Source organism: Paenibacillus sinopodophylli (assembly GCF_005930355.1).
In the GTDB taxonomy this organism is placed as follows: domain Bacteria; phylum Bacillota; class Bacilli; order Paenibacillales; family Paenibacillaceae; genus Pristimantibacillus; species Pristimantibacillus sinopodophylli.
The window spans coordinates 1-19,220 of record NZ_VDBO01000005.1; the positions used below are offsets into that span (position 1 = coordinate 1).

The window sequence follows — 19,220 nt, forward strand, 5'->3', positions numbered from 1 at the left end:
CCAACCAACCAACCAACCAACCAACCAACCAACCAACCAACCAACCAACCAACCAACCAACCAACCAACCAACCAACACCTCAAACCGCTTACCGTGTTGCTAGTCACGCACTTCAACACACATCTATAGCTATCCTGCACGTCCGCAGGATAGAGACAGAAAAAGGGTCGTGAAAGGCAGCTATCCTGCACGCCCGCAGGATAGGATTCTAAATGGAGCCCAAAATCGTGTGTTGAAGGTTCCGAAAGAGTGAAGTTAATGCAAACGTGCAGGATAGGCGGTAAAAAGTGTGCCAGAGGGACGAAGTTGCTGCAGGAGTGCAGGATAGCTCATGTGAGGGAGTCAATTAATTGGTAGTCGAGTCGGCAACAGCCAGTCAGCAGAGCACAGCAAACAGCAAACACTTCAGTTGCTATCTTGCACAATAGCAGGATAGGGGCGCGAGGCGGCAGTAGGTTATAAGTGAGCATAAGGTGGAAAACCTCCGTCAGTCTACCAACAGTTATTGCAAGCTAAAGGTGTCTATAATTTCGCCATATTGGAGGGCATGTGTCTCCTTTTCTGCGAATAAGTTATACATAAACGAATCCACTCGTTATGCCTGAATGATTTGCTGAACGATGTGGATTTTGTTACTGCAAAGCGTTGCTAGATGTTTTGCCACTAACTTGCTTCGTAAAACCTTAAGGAGGTTTGAACACACATGGCAGTGGATCTGAAAACGAAGGAACATATTCGAGGTATTCGCAAGGCTGGCCGTATTGTCGCTGCCTGCCACAAAGCTCTCTCAAAACGGATTGCGCCAGGGGTTACAACGCAGGAAATTGATCGATTTGTGGAGCGATTCATGTTGGATCGGGGTGCGACTCCAGCCCAAAAGGGGTATAAAGGTTATCCGTTCGCAACATGTGCCTCTGTTAATGAGGTTGTTTGCCATGGTTTTCCTGATTCGGAACCATTGGAGACGGGGGATATTGTTACCATTGATATGGTAGCTGATGTAGATGGCTGGAAAGCAGATTCTGCTTGGACCTATGCGATAGGGAAAATAAACACGGCTGCCGAAAAGCTGCTTTTGGCCGCTGAGCAATCGTTGCAGGACGGTATAAAGCAAGCAGTACACGGCAATCGGCTAGGGGACATAGGTTATGCAATACAATCTCGGGCAGAGAGAGCCGGATTCGATGTGGTTACCGCATTCGTAGGCCATGGCATAGGCAGAAATATGCATGAATATCCAGAGGTCATGCACCGCGGCATACCTGGTCAAGGAATTGTGCTCGAGGAAGGCATGGTCATTACGATAGAGCCCATTATCACTGCCGGAAGAGCGGATGTCTATATTGCGCAGGACGGCTGGATGGCGCGTACACGGGACGGTGCATGGGCAGCACAGTTCGAGCATACCGTTGCTATTACCAAGGAAGGTCCTATCGTATTAACACGTTGGGACTGAAAAGATCTCTTGCATGAAAGCAACATAGAGACCGGATGATGCAGCCAATGCTGACTTCAATCGGTTATTTATAGAGAAGTACAATGGCACAAGATCATTGCTTTGGAGGAGTAAGAAAGAGGCAGGCGTCGTTATGACGCCTGCCTCTTTCCTTGCTAGCTAAGCTTCGTTTTACGATAATCCGATGGAGTTACGCCGAAGCTCTTTTTGAACATGCGGTGGAAGTAAGAGCTGCTGGTGTAGCCGCTTTTCACAGCGATATCTACAACAGAGTAGTCGGTGTTCTCTAAGTATTCTTTGGCACGCTCGAGACGGACGGTATTAATAACATCAACGATTGCAGCCAATGTTTGCTGCTTATACACCCGGCTCAAATAGATGGAAGACATATCAAGCTCATCTGCAATCCAGTTGAGACTAAGATTCGGATTTGCATATTCTTTCTGGATGAGATCATTAATCCTGCGAATCAGATCACCTTGCTTTGTAGAACGCTTCGTCGACAGCTTCGCTTGAATGTCATCGAATAAGGCGAAGAAAACCTCATTCAGTTCCTCAATGGTTTCAAAATGATCTGGCGAAGGAATGTGAATGCTCAAGCTGGCTTCCACATCCAAGCTGTTATTTTTCTGAATAGTGAACAATATATTGTTAACGGTCATCGTCAAATGCGAGATCGCAAGATGGACGACATGAATCGGAAAGGCGGCAGTTTCTTGTACAATTTCGGCGAACAGTTTTTTTGCTTCTTCCGTTTTTGAAGTCATCAATGCGTCAGTCAGCTTCCGCTCCTTGTCGACAGGGAAGTTATATTCTTTCGACTTTAAGGAAATGATATCTTCTGCATCAATGAGCGAGCCAAGCCCGTAAAATAAACGATGCTGGGAAGCCTCTTTGACAAGCTTGTACAGATTGGACAACTGCTGTGATTGGAAGCCTTCTGGGCTGTAGGTCACCGAAAGACCGATCTTCAAGAAATCCAAAGAGGATTGCTGAATTTGGGTCAACATATCACGAAGCAGAGCATCGTCAGGCTCTTCTGAATGATCGAGACGGTTAAGCAGCATAATGACGTAATCCGCGTCCATATCAACGGTTTCAACACGGTAATGCTTCAATCCAATTTCCCCGCCGATGTTCATAACGGCGAATTTGTAGACATGCAGATCGTCGCCGCGCGTTTGCTTCAAGGCAGCAAGCTTATCGATTCGCAGCATGACAACCCGATAACTGGAATTGAAATCGAATGTGATGCCGCTTTGCAGCAGCTTCTGCTGCTGTGAGCTCGTTTGCAGCGACTGTGACCCTTGAATCAGGCTTCGCAGCATATTTTGCCTAATGGTATAGGAACTGTTTCGCTTCTCGGTTTCCAGAATGTTCATTTTGTTCATGATTTGATGAATAGGACGGTACAGCATGCGAGACAGCAACCATGAAATAAATAAGCCGATGACGAGAATAATGACGGCGATTAGTATTGTCGTGTTCCGGATGGAATAAATAGCCTTCGTCACTTGCTTGTATGGCGTTATGCGTACATACTGCCAATCAAGCGTATCTGGCGAGGTAAAAGTAATAAGTGATTTCTTACCCTCAAAGTTGGTAACTACATAGCCAGATGGCTGGTTTTTAATGTTCTTGTTAATAAAATCGGAATCCTTATCGTTAACGGATCTTGGAAGAAGCGTATCGCCCGATAGTAAACGATCCTCATTGTCCAAGATATAGGATTTTCCTTCATTGTCGCTTTTATTGACACCGATATCTTTATTAATCCAAGCAGACGAAATATTGATAATGACGGCAGAGTTAATTTTTTGTGTTCTGCCGACAGCATCATAACCTAGATAGGTGTAGGCTTTCGTTAACTGCTCTCCATTCAGATTTTTGGTAACATACGTCCGAGGAATAGGTGTAAACGGACGGTACTGCTTGAAATTATCAAGAATGTCGAGAATACCTTGATCCGCAAGGTTGTCCTTACTGAATGTACCACTTTCGCCTTGCCGTCCAGCTGTATAGAATTGACCATTGGCCGAATTGTATACATAGATCGATTCAATGAATGGCATAGAGCTGAGGTAGTTGTTCAACTCGTTCATCGCGGCCGTCACATCATAAATATTCGGATCGTTATAAAACATAAGCTTGGAGATGGTAAAGGTTCGATACATTTGGAAAGAAAGCGATTGGGCGCTCTCGGTCATGCTGATTACTTCTTTACTTGTTTGGGTTAGGTTACTGACATCGGATTGGTAAGCCTTCTTCAAATCGATCTGCATGTAAGTGAAGAAGTAGAACAAGGAGGACACTAATAAGGTAAGTACAATGCACAAGGTAATTGTGAACAGTAGTTTACTGTATAATTTCCCGTTGTTTTTCAATTGTACGGCTGGCACTCAAACTCCCCCTCTATGTGTATGTATGGTAGCTTGCCGGACGAACAGCTTTGTTCACTATTATCAGGAAAGCGCTTCCGTATAATCGCTGTTTAAAAATAGGGTGAGTTTTGAAATTGTACGAATAATTCACTCTGCACTCACTAGGTGCTTTCATTATTATAATCGTCACCTATTGCTAGGTGCAATGAATGAAATTTATGAAGGTGAATGAAGCTGATTTTATGAAGTGAACAATCTATACCAAAGTGAACTTACTGGTGAAATCCTGTGATTTTAGTGATAATAAGCCGCGTTTTCCTATAGAAAGTCACTGAATTCGGTGCTAATCACAGAAAATGGGATTTATGCGCACCTTGCAATTTCGACTGCTGCATAGCCGACTTGGATGTCGCACAAGTACGACAATGTGCTGCTTGTGGATGTAGTTGAGAGTTAATGAGCGTATGACGAGCATGTGAATATTGAATGCGTAAGTGTGAGGTGTCCATACAGACTTGTATCTCAATTGCTTCATATGCCATTTTGGAAGGAGCAAAGGTGGTGGCAGCAATGTTACTTCCATTAATGAAGCTGAACGGAGGACTGTTGGTAAATGCTTCTGGCTTCATTAAGATGGAGGAATCAGCTTATATTGACCAGCTCGCCAATTAAAAGATAAATGATTTGGCCTGTTTGGAGCCGTTTGGTGTAATGAATCTGCAACAAGCATAAGACTTTTCGTACAACCAGGAGGCTGCCCATCCCGAATAAACGATCGGGTAGACAGCCATCTGGTTATTTTTATAACTGATTCTCAGTTAAATCACTTGTTCATGTACAAAAGAGCATTCCGATCATGTGTAGAATCGCGGAGTAACCATACAGAAGGTGCTGAGAAATCAGGCTTTTGCACATTGGATATGGCAGAGATGCACGGTTTTAAGCCATGCACCACTCGAAGAGGTGTTTCTTCTATATAATATACAGGCGTTTAAGAGCCTAAGGATAGTTCGCTCGACAACATTCTACGAAATTCGCCCTGCAAAGTCCCGATTTTCAATCCGTAATTAGTTACGAATACCTATTCAGGGTGATCGGATTTATGCTTCTTTTGCGCACAAAGCTAGTGAATTCAATGGTTTCTGCATAAAAGTTTAAATCGTTCACTCGTTCATTCACTATTTCGTTCACTGAATTTGCTTTCTTACTCTATCCCGCAAATGCCTGAAAGATGTACGTTGTTAACAGAGCAGACGACCTACTAGCGAACACAACTGACACCGCTGCCCTAAGAGCGGAAGAACGTTTCGCGAGTAGTAGTATAAGCAGCGCATGAGTGCATCATGTATGCGTTCTTATATTAGAAAAATAGAAAAGAACGCTGTGAGAGGAGACATCATCTGTATGTTGAAAAAAAATGGATTGCTTAAGGAACTGGTAACGAACCGTATACTCTTCCTTATGTTACTGCCGGCATTAATCTTCTTCCTAATTAACTCGTATGTACCAATGGTAGGTGTATATTACGCCTTCACACGTTTCGACTTCAACACAAGCTTGTTCAACAGTCAATTCGTTGGACTCGACAACTTTAAGTTTCTATGGCAATCGGGGGTTCTTGCAAGGCTAACCTTAAATACGATTGGGTACAACATTGTATTTATTCTACTCGGAAACGTACTGGCCATTGCGCTGGCGATTCTTCTAAGCGAGCTGCGGTTGCAGTGGTTTAAGAAGCTCACGCAATCGATCATGTTCCTTCCATACTTTGTATCTTTCGTTATTCTAAGCGTTATCGTGTATAACATCTTCAACTATGAGAGCGGATTCCTGAACTCAACACTGAAATCATTTGGAATGGAAAGTGTTGACGTCTACAATACACCATGGGTATGGATATTCTTGATCATTATCTTCTACCTATGGAAAAACATCGGATACAGCATGGTTATCTACCTAGCTTCTATTACAGGCATCAGCGAAGAGTATTATGAAGCTGCCAAAATCGACGGAGCGAACATTTTCCAACGTATCTGGTATATCACGGTTCCAATGCTTAAGACGACCTTCGTTATGCTCCTGCTGTTCGCACTCGGCAGCATTATGAAAGGACAGTTCGATCTATTCTACCAACTCATTGGTAACAATGGCGTTCTGTACAATACGACAGATATTCTTGACACGTATGTGTATCGTTCATTGAAAGTAACATTCGATATCGGAATGTCGACTGCAGCGGGTCTTTATCAATCGCTATTCGGATTCGTGCTTATCATGACCGTCAACTACATCATTAAGAAAATTAACGACGAATACGCATTGTTCTAAAAGATCTGAAGTATAGGCTACAAGCCAAGCTTACTGTAGGAGGTTCTAAAGTGAAAATTAAAGACGACAGTTATATGAAGTGGTTTAGACTCATTGCATTCGTAGTCATACTAGGAGCGACGGTTCTGTGCTTGTTCCCGTTCCTGCTTATCATATCGGCTTCTTTCACACAGAATGATGCGATTATCAAGGATGGCTACCATCTGATTCCGACCGTATTCTCCTTCGAGGGTTACGCGACGGTGTTCCGTTTTCCTAAGCAGGTATTGACTGCATATGGTGTTACAACGATGACAACGATTATCGGTACGACGCTCGGCTTGTTCTTTATGACAATGGCCGGCTACGTTCTACAGCGTAAAGATTTCAAATACCGGAATTTTTTCGCCTTCATGATCTATTTCACAACGCTGTTCGGTGGCGGACTTGTACCATGGTACATCTTGATTACGAAGTACCTGAAGCTAACCGATAAGCTTGAAGTATTGATTTTACCAGGCCTTATGACGCCTTTCCTTATTATATTGATGAAAAACTTTATTCGCTCCGCCGTTCCAGATGAAGTCATTGAATCCGCGAAAATCGATGGTGCCAACGACTTCACGATCTACAGCAGAATTGTTCTGCAGCTTTCTATGCCGGGTATCGCAACGGTAGGCTTGTTCCTAGCGCTGCACTATTGGAATGATTGGTTCACTTCTTCGTTGTTCATCAACGACACGACGAAGTACCAGCTGCAATACTACTTGTACAACGTTATTAACGCGATGAGCTTCGTGGCACAAATGGGCTCAGGAACAGGCGTCTCGCTTGGAGATATGCCGACCGAATCAACGAAGATGGCAATGTCCGTTATCGTTACAGGACCAATCCTATTCCTGTACCCGTTCGTACAACGTTATTTCGTAAAAGGATTGACGATTGGCGCAGTTAAAGGTTAGAACTAGACGAGGAAAGAGTTATTCCGAATCTAGCTAACATAGATAAGTACTTATTAAAAGGGAGGATTCACATGACTAAGAAAGCAGTAAAAACGGTCACTATGTTTCTATCAATTATCATGTTTATCAGCGTACTAGCAGCTTGCGGATCGAACAACAATGGAAATAGCGGCAACACGGCTACCAACGCCCCGAAAGAGACAGAGGGCACAACAAACGAAGGTACAGAAAAACCAGGTATCGACACTTCGAAAAAAGTGGAATTGCAATTTTATATGCTAGGTGATGCTCCAAAAGACATTGCATCTATTCAAGAGCAAGTAAACAAAATGGCATTGGAAGATTTGAATGCTACCGTTAAATTCAACTACACTTCTTGGACAGATTGGGATCAAAAATACAAACTGCTTCTAGGTTCAGGCCAACAAGTTGACTTGATCTTCACAGCAGAGTGGACACAATACCAATCGTATGCAAAAAAAGGTGCATTCCAGCCGCTTGATAAAATTCTTCCTGTAGCTGCACCAACACTTAACGCTTATGTACCAGCAGATATGTGGGAAGCTGTTAAAATCGACGGCCAAATTTTCACAGTTCCAGCTACGTACAAAGAGTATGTAACGAACGGTTTTGTATGGCGTGAGGATCTTCGTGAGAAGTACAATCTGCCTAAACCAGTTGATGTTGCAACATTCGAGCAATACTTGGATGGAATCAAGAAAAACGAGCCGACAATGACACCATTGTCCATGAACTCTGATGTGAAAACGAACCTTATGGATGTGTACAAAAGCATTGCACATACGCCAATCGGCGCTCTTCCTTACGGTATTGAAGTAGACTACAAAACACCAAGCGACGTAACTAGCTACTGGGGTTCAGATGTACAAAAAGAAGATTTAGTAACGATGAAGCGTTGGCAGGATAACGGCTACATGGTGAAAAACGTTCTAGCCGTTAAAGATACATTGCAAGATCAAGTAACAAGCGGTAGAGCAGCAGCTCTTCTTGGCGACAACCCTACTCGTTTCAACGATATGGTTATCAAAATTCAAGCGACTCACCCGGACTGGAAGCTTGGCTACCACCCGTTCCCATTAACAAACGGAATTGCAACACCGGTTCACCCGATCCACAACGGTTTCGCTATTCCAGCTAGCAGCAAAAACGCTGAGCGCGCACTTGCGTTCTACGAGAAAATGGTAACTGACAAACGTTATAACCTTCTTACACAGTACGGCGTTGAAGGCAAAAACTATGAAATCAAAGACGGCTACTACTCTATGCTTGGCGATTCCAACTCCAATGGTTTCTCTCGTGAGGGTATGAACGGCTGGGCTTGGAGAAATCCCGAGTTCATGCTATTCGACAAAAACTATGATGGCGTAAAAGCAATCTTCGATGAACTTGATAAAATCCAAACACCGGATAAGTTCACAGGTTTCGCTGAGGACTACACAGCTTACCAAGCTGAGAGAGCAGCTCTTGAGCAAGTGGAGAAGCAATACCTGTTCCCGCTTAATGCTGGTCTTGTGAAAAACGTGGATGATGGCCTAGCTACTTTCATGGAAAAAGCAAACCAAGCTGGTCTTGAAAAAATTCAAGCTGAGTACACAAAACAATGGCTTGCTTATGTAGAAGCACAAGGCATTAAATAAGCATTGAAAACTGGCTGTCTCAAAGGTAGAGCTTCTACCGATGAGGCAGCCTTGATTGTAAAGAGTTAAGACAGCGCTTACAAATTATCCATATATTTGAAAATACAATAACTTGAAGGTAACGACCTTCTCGTAAGCGCTCCAATTCGACCGAATGGGGGGAACAAAGCTCGATGAAATCAGCTCCTGCACTATCCAAATTACTACTGGCCTTTATAATCGTATTCTCCAGCATTATCCCTGCTTACGCTTCAGCGGAGGATGTTCCAGTTTCACAGCCTTCGACTGTATTATTCGAGGATGATTTCCAAGATGGCAACACGGTGGGGTGGACTCTAAACAATACATCTATTATTACTGTAGCGAATGATCCGGCTAACGTCAGCAACAAGATGCTGAACGTAAGCGCTGGCGATGAAGCAATCGCATTAATTGATAATAGCCAAGGCAGCAACTATGTGTATGAAGCAAAGGTCAAAAAGGTAGCAAATGGGTCTTTTCCAGGTATACTAGCCCGTTATACCGACGTAAATAACTATTATATGTTTCAGTTAGGCGACGGCAAGTACTCGCTTTCCAAAAAAGTAGGCGGAACAGTCACGACGCTTAATGACTTTACGACAACGATTACAACAGGCCAGTGGTATACCATGCGTCTTGTGGTTGAGGGCAGTGTCATTAAAGCATATGTGGACAATAAACTGATCACGCAAGTAACAGATACTTCTCTAGCTTCCGGTAAAGCGGGCTTTCGTTCTCGTTGGGAGAAGTCTGGCTTGGACGATGTTCAACTTAGAAGCATTGCAAGTCCTGTACCAACATCTCCTGCCAATGTACATGCAGGAGATGTAACGTCTACTTCTGTAACATTGACTTGGGACAGCACGGCGAGCGGAGCGAATTATCGTGTATATCGCTCGACACTCGAGAATTCGAATTATGCACAGATATACAGTGGTTCAGCTACTACATACGCGGATACGAGCCTCGCTTCAGGCGTGACTTACTATTATCGCGTCTCATCCGAGGTTGACAAGTACGAAGCGACTGCTGCAACACTCCCTGTAACTACGATACTCGTGTTGCCAGCAACACCGGATTTATTGCCAGGTATTGTAGCTGCCTATACGTTCGATGAAACGTCGGGCACGACTGCATCACCGACCGCTGCAAGCAGCAACCAGACGAAAGCAAATCTGGTAAACGGAGCAGCTTGGACGACGGGCCATACAGGCGGCGCGGTTGATCTTGACGGTGTTAACGATCACGTTACGCTTCCGAATGGCATTTTGAATGGATTAAACGATATGACGATTACAACTTGGGTGAAGCAGGACACGCTCAAGAAGTGGGGAAGAATTTTCGATATCGGTATCGGGACTAACAATTACATTTTCTTGACAGCAAGTACAGATGGCGATGCAACCCGTTTCGTGTTCAAAAACGGTGGGGCGGAGCAAATTGCGACCGTTAGCCCAGCCCAACAGATTGCGAATGAATGGGTGCATTATGCAGTTACGTTGTCTGGCAGTTCGGCCATTATGTATGTAAATGGCGTCGAGGTTGCACGGAACAACAGTGTTACCATTCGTCCTAAAGATCTTGGCAACACACTCCTTAACTACATCGGCCGCTCAGTTTTCAGTGCCGATCCGTATATGGATGCTAAAATTGATGATTTCTTCATTTTCAACCGCTCACTTGGACCAGCGGAAGTTGCCTTGTTCACAGCTCCTGAGGATACCGCTAAAGTGGCGGCAGATACAGCTGCATTAACACTAGGGGACATTAGCAAAGTCATGGCGGATCTCAAGCTGCCTGCTCAAGGAGCAAGCGGTACTAAGATCACATGGGAGTCAGCTGACGCGGCTATTATCAGCGCGGGCGGTGTTGTAACTCGCCCAGAACTTGGTGAGCCGGATGTCGGTGTGGTACTAACTGCGACAATTAAACGCGGTAATGCCGTAGAAACTAAAACCTTTAATGCTACTGTTCTTGCGCAATTAGCTGATGCTGATGCGGTAGCGACTGACAAAGCAGCACTTGTGCTGCCGGATTTGAGTGCTGTAACGGCTAAGCTAACGCTGCCGAAAGCGGGACCGAATCAAACGGTTATTAGCTGGAAATCTGATTTCCCTGTCAATCTAAGACCGGACGGCATGGTTAGCCGCCCAGCGAACGGTAAAGGCGATCTGGCTGTCACGCTAACAGCTACAATCACAAGAGGAACGGTGACGGAAACGAAATCGTTCTCAGTGACTATATTAGAGCAAGATACGAACAGTGGCTTTTTGCTAGCTTTTACTAGAAAAGTATCGAATGTTGATACACTGTTCTATGCGGTAAGCCGCAACGGCCGATCATGGACCGAGCTTACAAGTAATGCGGGCATTACGGATATTGCTCCACAACAAACATTCAAACTCATATCTGAAGACAAATGGTACAAATATGAGTATGCCAATGATGCTTGGTCCCTGTATACGAGTACGAATGGAACGAGCAACTGGACGAAGGATACGGGCAGCATCACGCTTCCATCCGGAGCGATATCGGGTAACTTTAAGCCGATTAACGAGACGGAATGGATTCAGTTGGTTAACCAATTATCTACACCAAGAACACTTGATGTGTTGAAGACTTCGACAAGAATTGGTTTTGAGCCAAGACTGCCTGATCAAGTGAAAATCGATTACACGAACAATCTTTATGTAACAGCAGAAGTCGAGTGGGATGTTATTAATTCATCTAAGTATGCTGCTGTAAGTACTTTTACTGCTGCTGGTACGGTGAAGGGTACGAGCACTCGCGTACAAGCTTCAGTGACGGTCATTGACGATAGCGCGTACAGCGACACGATTCGCAATGGCGAGTTCTGGTATGACGATGAGGGCGGCATGATTCAAGCCCATGGCGGCCACATCATTAAAGTAGAAGATACGTATTACTGGTTCGGGGAAGATAAAGGCCATAATTCAGCTGTGCTGAAGGGTGTATCCATCTATGCTTCTAAGGATCTGAAATCATGGGAGTACCGCAATACGGTGCTTACACCGCTGGATCATCCGGAGCTTGCTTCCGCGAAGATTGAGCGTCCGAAAATTTTGTATAATGCCAAAACAGGAAAATATGTGTTGTGGGGACACTGGGAAGAATCAGGAAACTATAACCAAGCGAACGTGATCGTAGCTGAATCCGATACGGTGGATGGCGATTACACCTACGTTAATCGTTTCCAACCTGGCGGAATGCAGTCTAGAGACTTTACCGTCTTCCAAGATGACAACGGCAAAGCCTACTTGTTCTCATCATCGAATAACAATGCGGATATGAATGTATTCAGGCTTACGGATGATTATCTGTATTTGGATGAATACCTGTACACGGCATTCCCTGGCGGCAAGCGCGAATCGCCAGCTATTGTGAAGAAGGACGGTATCTACTACATGTTTACCTCCGGTCTGTCCGGTTGGTACCCGAATCAGGGCATGTATGCGACAACGACCAATATTGAAGATAAGAATGCATGGTCTTCGTTGAAGAAATTTGGCGACCCTGCTACGTATTACACGCAATCTTCCTTTATCGTAAGCGTGTACGGCTCGGAGACAACGTCTTATGTCTATGTGGGCGACCGCTGGACACCGACTGCGCTAAGGGAGTCTCAGTACATCTGGCTTCCGCTGCAGCTCGATAATGGCTTGGCAGAGCTTACGTATTCGGAAGACTGGAATTTGGATGCGGCTACTGGACATTTCGAAACACCGAAGGATTTGCTTGTATCGCAAGGCAAGCCGGTAGTAGCGAGCTCATCAGCATCGGGGTTTGGTGCATCAGCTGCGAATGATGGCAATTATGATACGTATTACGATTCGGGAACGACGGCTTTCGGCAATACGTGGGAAGTTGATCTTGGTAAGGATTTTGACCTAAGTCGTATTGATCTGAGCTGGAGAGAGTGGAACGGCTCTGAAGTATATTATCAATACACAATTGAAGGAAAGAAATCGAGCAGTGATACCAACTATGAGATGCTGGTCGATAAAAGACAAAACACAACGCCTTCTTTCAACAGTGATAAGCTGACTGGAAGCTACCGTTATGTAAAATTAACGATTACAGGGCAAAAAGGACATACGAATAACGCAGGTAATACCGTAACTTGGTACCGCGGACTATATGAAGTGAAAATTTACAGCTCAAACATGGTGCTGGATACGCCGACTGGTCTAACAGCAAAGGCTGTTCAAACTTCAGCTGATACGACGAGTATTCAATTAGGTTGGGGCACTGTAACGAATGCAGCCAACTATGAGGTGTTCCGTTCAGACAGCTTGAATGGAGATTACACAAAAATTCATGTAGGAAGCTCTTCCTCTTACGAGGATATTGGGCTTGCATCTGGCAAGACGTATTACTATAAAGTGAAAGCGGTCCATGCGGGAGGCGAATCTGGGTTGTCAGCAGCTGTAAGCGCGAAAACCTTCGTTGTACCTGCAGCATCGATTATTTTCGATAACCGCAATAACATTTGGTATGATACAGACGGCAATGTGATGCCGATCGGAAGTTATCTCAAGGTAGGAGATATTTGGTACTACTATACGACTATAGGTGACGGCATGCGTTTCACAGACATGATCGTCTATAAGTCGAATGACTTCAAAAACTGGACGCTTCAAGAAGAGGTGCTCTTGAACGACGAATCACATGCAGAGCTGGCAGCAAGCAAGCTGGAAGCATTGAGTGTGATTTACAACAAGGATACCGGTAAGTACGTGGCATGGTTCCACTATGAGAATGATACGGATTACAATCTGGCAAGAGTTGCCGCAGCGGTATCGGATTCACCAACAGGACCATTCGTGTTCCAAGGAAGCTTCCGTCCACTTGGCAATGATTCACGCGATCTCACGACCTTTGTAGACGAAGACGGATCAGCATACCTGATCTCTTCAACGAATACGAACTCGGATTTGAAAATGTATAAGCTCAGCAGCGACTACTTGACGGTTGACCAAACCGCAAGCGCAATCACCGTTTATACGGGTAAGCACCGCGAGGCGCCTTCCTTAGTTAAGCATGATGGCGTATACTTCCTGTTCTCCTCTGGAGCTGCAGGCTGGAAGCCGACACAAGGAACGTATTCGACAGCAACGTCGATTACAGGGCCATGGAGTGAACCGCAAAAGATCGGCAATGCTTCGACATTCGGCGGCCAATCAGGTGCTGTGCTTACGATTCAAGGCACAGAAGCAACTTCGTACATTATGATGTCGAATCAATGGAAGCCTGCTGACCTCAAGACATCGAAGCGGGTATGGCTGCCAATCAGCTTTAATGGCTTGACAGCTTCTTATGATTATTCCGATTTCATTACGGTTGACCCAAGTACAGGTATCGTATCGTCCAAGACGGATGGGCAGCTGTTGTCGGCTGGCAAACCTGCAACGGCGAGCGATTGGAGCGGTGCGAACCGTCCACAATTCGCGAATGACGGCGACTATACGACAAGCTGGGTTGGAGAGAACAATACTTGGCCGAAATGGTGGCAAGTCGATCTAGGCGGGGAGTACAGCCTGAGCAGCATCCAGATTTCTTGGTTCCTGTACAATGGTTCCGAGGCTTATCATAAGTTCAAGGTTGAGACGAGCCTAGATGGTATCCAATACACAGTAGCACTCGATCAGTTGGACAATACAAGATACGGCTTCACCTCTGACAGTCTTACAGGTACAGCAAGATATGTGAGAGTACAGCTTGTTGATGCGGTACTTGTCAATAATCCGAGCAACTGGTACACACCTCAGCTTGGTGAAGTAAAGGTGTATGGACACGAGCTTAACGCGCCTATACAGCTTGCTCTAGAAGAAGCGACAGACAGTGCTCTGACACTTTCATGGAAAGCGATTCCGCTTGCTTTAGGTTACAACGTATATCGTTCTGACTCTATTGACGGCAGCTATGTGAAAGTGAATAGTTCTGCTATTACAGCGAGTCTCTACACGGATACAAATCTGACAGCAGATACGACCTATTTCTATAAGGTAACAGCAGTGTATGATAGCAAGGAATCTGCACAGTCGTCCGCATTACAAGCAGCAACGTTGGAATTGCCTAATGGTGTTCCAAGCGGGCTGCAAACGGATGAAGTAACGACTAGCTCTGTGAAATTGTCTTGGCAGTCAACTGACAACACAGGAACATTCAACGTATACCGCTCGAACCAAATCGATGGTGTTTACGTGAAAGTGAATGCGGAAGATGTTGCGGTTAAATCCTACACAGATACAGAGTTGAGCGCTGACACAACGTACTATTACAAAGTATCAACAGTTAGCAATACGGACGAATCGGAACTTTCTTCTGCTCTTGAGGTGAAGACGAAAGCGGTAGATTCTACACCAACTCCGACACCGGAGACGACGCCAACAGCGACACCGGAGACAACGCCAACAGCAACACCGGAGACGACGCCAACAGCGACGCCGGAGACAACGCCAACAGCGACACCGGAGACGACGCCAACAGCGACACCTGAGACGACGCCAACAGCGACACCTGAGACGACGCCAACAGCGACGCCGGAGACAACGCCAACAGCGACGCCTGAGACGACGCCAACAGCGACGCCGGAGACGACGCCAACAGCGACGCCGGTTTCTACTCCTACAATTGGCGGCGGAAGCAACACGAATAATGATTCTGTCATCGTAACCGATGGAAGCATCGCAATGAAAACATCTGTTGATGGAAGCGGCGTTCTGAATGCCCGCATCACGGAGGCTGATTTGAAGAAGGCGATTGAATCAAACACAAGCACTACGCTGCAAATTAAGGTAGATGCAAGCAATAACAGCACTTCAGGCGGCCTTAAAGTAACGATTCCTGTTGATCAATTGCTTGATGCTAATCAAACGGTGAAGAGAGTTGCGGTAAGCACGGCTGACGTGACCGTATACTTTGGCACGGAAGCGGCATCGGGAATTCTGACAGCAGATTCTAAACAGGTTGAGGTTGTCATTCATAACGTAAAATCGGAGGACCTTCCAGAGAGCGTAAGAGCACAGGTTGGTGGTCATCCAGTATATGACTTTACGTTATCTGTAGACGGCAAGGCAGTTAGTGAGTTTAATGCTACTGAGCCTATTACCGTTGAAATGAAATACACGCTGCAACCTGGCGAGAAGGCGCATCAAATTGTAATCTATTACATTGGCGCTGACGGCAAGCTTGAGGTTGTACGCAATGCGAAATTTAATGAAGCAACAGGCTTGATTAGCTTCAAACCTAAGCACTTCAGCCGTTATGCGGCAGCTCATGCAGGCGTAGTCTTTAAGGATCTATCGAAAGCGCCTTGGGCACAATCGATGATCGAGGCTCTAGCTGCAAGAGAAATCGTACGCGGCACAGGCAATGACAGCTTTGAACCAGCAAGAACGGTAACAAGAGCAGAATTCGTACAACAATTGCTTGGAGCGCTTGGTCTTATTGATGAGCAGGCAAGCAGCAACTTTGGCGATGTGACTGAAGGCGCATGGTACTACGCGGCTGTCGCTTCTGCAGAGAAGCTTGGAATCGTAAAAGGCAAAGCGAACGGTTCTTTTGGTGGGGGCGAATCCATTACAAGAGAAGATATGGCAGTCATGCTGTCTCGCGCAGTTGAACTTGCAGGTGTGAACAGCGGAGCAACAAGCGCTGCTTCGCAAGCCTTCAAGGATCAATCCGCTATCTCGGCATATGCAGCTGAAGCGGTCGAAGCGATGCAAGAGGCCGGTTATATTAACGGCTTCACAGATGGCAGCTATCAGCCTAAGCAGCACACAACTCGTGCGCAGGCTGCATCCGTTATTTTCAAATTGCTGAAGCTTTAATAGCTGGATTTAAGGAAGGGCAGATCATCCTCGATGAGGGTGATCTGTTTTTTTATTTTTGACGTGTTATTAGGTAGGTGGTTTTGATATATGAAGTGTGAAGCATGATGCAGGCGAGTGTCTATGCTGCAGTTAGTGCAATCTCAGACGGTGTTGATCGGGTTGCGTAGCGCTACACTGTAGAAAGTACAATAGAATGTGCGGAAAAGATGGTTATCGTCTAATAGCGGCTTCTTTCGATTGCAGTAACGACAACGTAGCGTTTGCGATCGTCGCTAAAAGTGGATTCTATAGTATAAAGTGCAATGTAGATGGGACAGGTCGAAGAATCTTACATTAGTATGAGGAAGCTGCGCGGTTGATGGTAATGGAGTCGTATCTATGTCCGATCGGCGTTATAATAGAAGAAAAGAATGAAATTCTGGTGGCTTAGGTAGGGGACGCGTGTAGGAACTGGAATCAAATAAAGGTATACGGTAGATTTCTCCACCGTTGGAATATCGGTTTTGAGGAGCGCAGTTTGAACGAATAGGGAAGAAGAAGAGGAGATGGCATGAATGAGCGGATTAATCGATCGATTGCGCAAAGGCTATGGTAAAAAGCTCGTGTCGCTGCATGCGTGGAACGGCTGGATTGTAGTTATTTTGGCGTTGACTGGACTTATTCTCATTGGCGGCTTCTGGCGTGGCTTTCTAGGCGAAGGCCGGGTCTGGATCAAATGGGCGCATATTGTCGTCGGTATCGCATCGATTCTGCCTGTCGTCTATTACCTGCTGCTCGCGGGCAAGCATTGGAAGCAGTTGAAGCAAAAGCCATGGCAGCGGTTTAATGTGCTGGTCGTGCTTGGCTTGCTTCTGGGTTGGTTCGGTTCCGGCGTGCTGCTGTGGCAGTTCAAGGCGGTAGGGCCATCGGTATCCAACGTAGCGCTAACTGTGCATGATTTGCTGACGTGGATTGGTCTGCCTTATATCATTTACCACTCGATTACACGGGTCAAATGGCTGAAGGAACCGAACCGCCGCACGGTCAAGGACGAACGGAAGGAAGCCGAGTCTGGAGAAGGGGCGTTGCATCCAGCAGCGGGCTCGCCTCAGGCTGTCTATACGCGAAAAGCATTCATACGTGGCGCGATCGGGCTCGGACTTGCTGTAACGGTCGGTCCCTCTTTCTTGAAATGGCTCGGAACCTCCCTTGGCAGTGTAGGGGGAAGCCAAACCATCGATAAGCTCATCGAAAACGATGCGAATAGTTTGGTGCCGCTGCCACAGCCATTGCCTGCATCGGCCCCGCCTACGGGAGGCGGTGCGATTGGGCAGTTCCGGGTGTACACGGTCACTCCGATTCCTTCTTTCACAAATGCGAATTGGTCATTCAAGATTGACGGACTCGTTAATCAGTCCTTTCAATGGGACTGGGAGAAGTTCGTAGCGCTGAAGCGGACGGTTCAAGTGAGTGATTTTCACTGTGTGACGGGCTGGTCCGTATACAAAAACACGTGGGAAGGCATCCCGCTCAAAGAGTTGTTGAAAATGGCAGGCGTGAAGTCCGGCGCTGAAACGGTGAAGTTTTATTCCGGAGATGGTGTGTACACGGACACCCTTACGCTTGAACAAGCCGATATGGACGATGTCATTGTTGCGGTGTTGCATGATGGCAAGCCCATTCCAAGCGATCTAGGCGGTCCCGTTCGTTTGGTTGTACCTAAAATGTACGCCTATAAATCGGTGAAATGGTTGAATCGAATCGAGCTGATTAAAGGTGAGCATGTAGGCTATTGGGAAGCTCGCGGATATGCAAACGACGCGTGGGTTTAGTTCATTTTTGGATATGTAATAGAAGCAAGAGGATGAAACGATAAGGAGCAAGTGGATTAGTTAAAACGGAAACATCGTCGTAAGGGCCATGAGCGCTGGGCGATGTTTTTTGTGCTGAAAGCTTGCCTCTAGCCGATTTGCCGTTGGGAATAAAGGAGCAGCGTAGAATGGAGAGCATACCTGACTCCATGAAGCTAAGAGTGACAGGTAAAGTTTAACAATGCCTCACTCTAATGCGAGTTGCAGATATTGTAAGAAAATAGCGATATACAAGTTGTATCATTTACCAGTCCCGTTGCTGGAGGGAAGCCAACATAACGGACGTGATTATTGCGTCAATTCCATAAGCAAAGCTGAGGCTAGGGGGCGCTGAACGATTCGCCCCAATCATTAGCATCAGTAAAACCAGCAGGCCGGTTCCAAGTGAAATGGGGTCGACTTGTGTTCATAATAGGTCTTCGTCACGTATAGTAACTGCGCATGTATTGAAAGGTTACTGTAGGGAAGTCGCTACCCATGTTGTTCCCTGCAAGCCCATGAAATGACTCTAGTTGTCCACGTCTAATTATGCTAAAATGGGATTGGCTCGCAATGTATTTATTTGCATAAAATAGAATGTTGTGGCTAATTTTCTTTGTGCGAATCCGTTCAAGCTCCTTTGTTTTGAGCTGCCACACTTCATATTACAATTCGTTATCTGCCTAAACATACGGTTCTAGCTCATAGATAACTAAGCATGATTCCGAGTTTTGTGAATAACATGATGA

At 45.7% G+C, this 19,220-nt stretch carries 7 protein-coding genes; 6 read left to right on the forward strand and 1 reads right to left on the reverse strand.

Features of this window, described 5'->3' with window-relative positions; genetic code table 11:
• Positions 1–704: 704 nt before the first annotated feature.
• Positions 705–1,457 (forward strand): type I methionyl aminopeptidase, encoded by a 753-nt coding sequence (map, locus tag FGT79_RS19115; protein ID WP_138754444.1) that lies wholly within the window; start codon positions 705–707, stop codon positions 1,455–1,457.
• Positions 1,458–1,612: 155 nt separating this feature from the next.
• Here the strand turns inward: map and FGT79_RS19120 are convergent, their stop codons facing one another.
• Positions 1,613–3,856 (reverse strand): helix-turn-helix domain-containing protein, encoded by a 2,244-nt coding sequence (locus tag FGT79_RS19120; protein ID WP_138754445.1) that lies wholly within the window; start codon positions 3,854–3,856, stop codon positions 1,613–1,615.
• Positions 3,857–5,242: 1,386 nt separating this feature from the next.
• On the opposite strand from FGT79_RS19120, the gene FGT79_RS19125 reads away from it, so the two are divergent.
• The 5 genes from FGT79_RS19125 (at position 5,243) to FGT79_RS19145 (ending at position 18,453) form a co-directional block, all read left to right on the forward strand.
• On the forward strand, positions 5,243–6,166 hold the full coding sequence (locus FGT79_RS19125; protein WP_171056328.1) for an ABC transporter permease: 924 nt from the start codon (positions 5,243–5,245) through the stop codon (positions 6,164–6,166).
• 50 nt (positions 6,167–6,216) lie between these two features.
• Positions 6,217–7,107 (forward strand): carbohydrate ABC transporter permease, encoded by an 891-nt coding sequence (locus FGT79_RS19130; RefSeq protein WP_138754447.1) that lies wholly within the window; start codon positions 6,217–6,219, stop codon positions 7,105–7,107.
• 65 nt (positions 7,108–7,172) lie between these two features.
• A complete protein-coding gene (locus FGT79_RS19135; protein WP_171056344.1) occupies positions 7,173–8,765 on the forward strand; it encodes an extracellular solute-binding protein in 1,593 nt (530 codons plus the stop codon).
• Between the two features lie 173 nt (positions 8,766–8,938).
• A complete protein-coding gene (locus FGT79_RS19140; RefSeq protein WP_138754449.1) occupies positions 8,939–16,639 on the forward strand; it encodes an immunoglobulin-like domain-containing protein in 7,701 nt (2,566 codons plus the stop codon).
• 557 nt (positions 16,640–17,196) lie between these two features.
• A complete protein-coding gene (locus FGT79_RS19145; protein WP_138754450.1) occupies positions 17,197–18,453 on the forward strand; it encodes a molybdopterin-dependent oxidoreductase in 1,257 nt (418 codons plus the stop codon).
• Positions 18,454–19,220 lie beyond the last annotated feature (767 nt).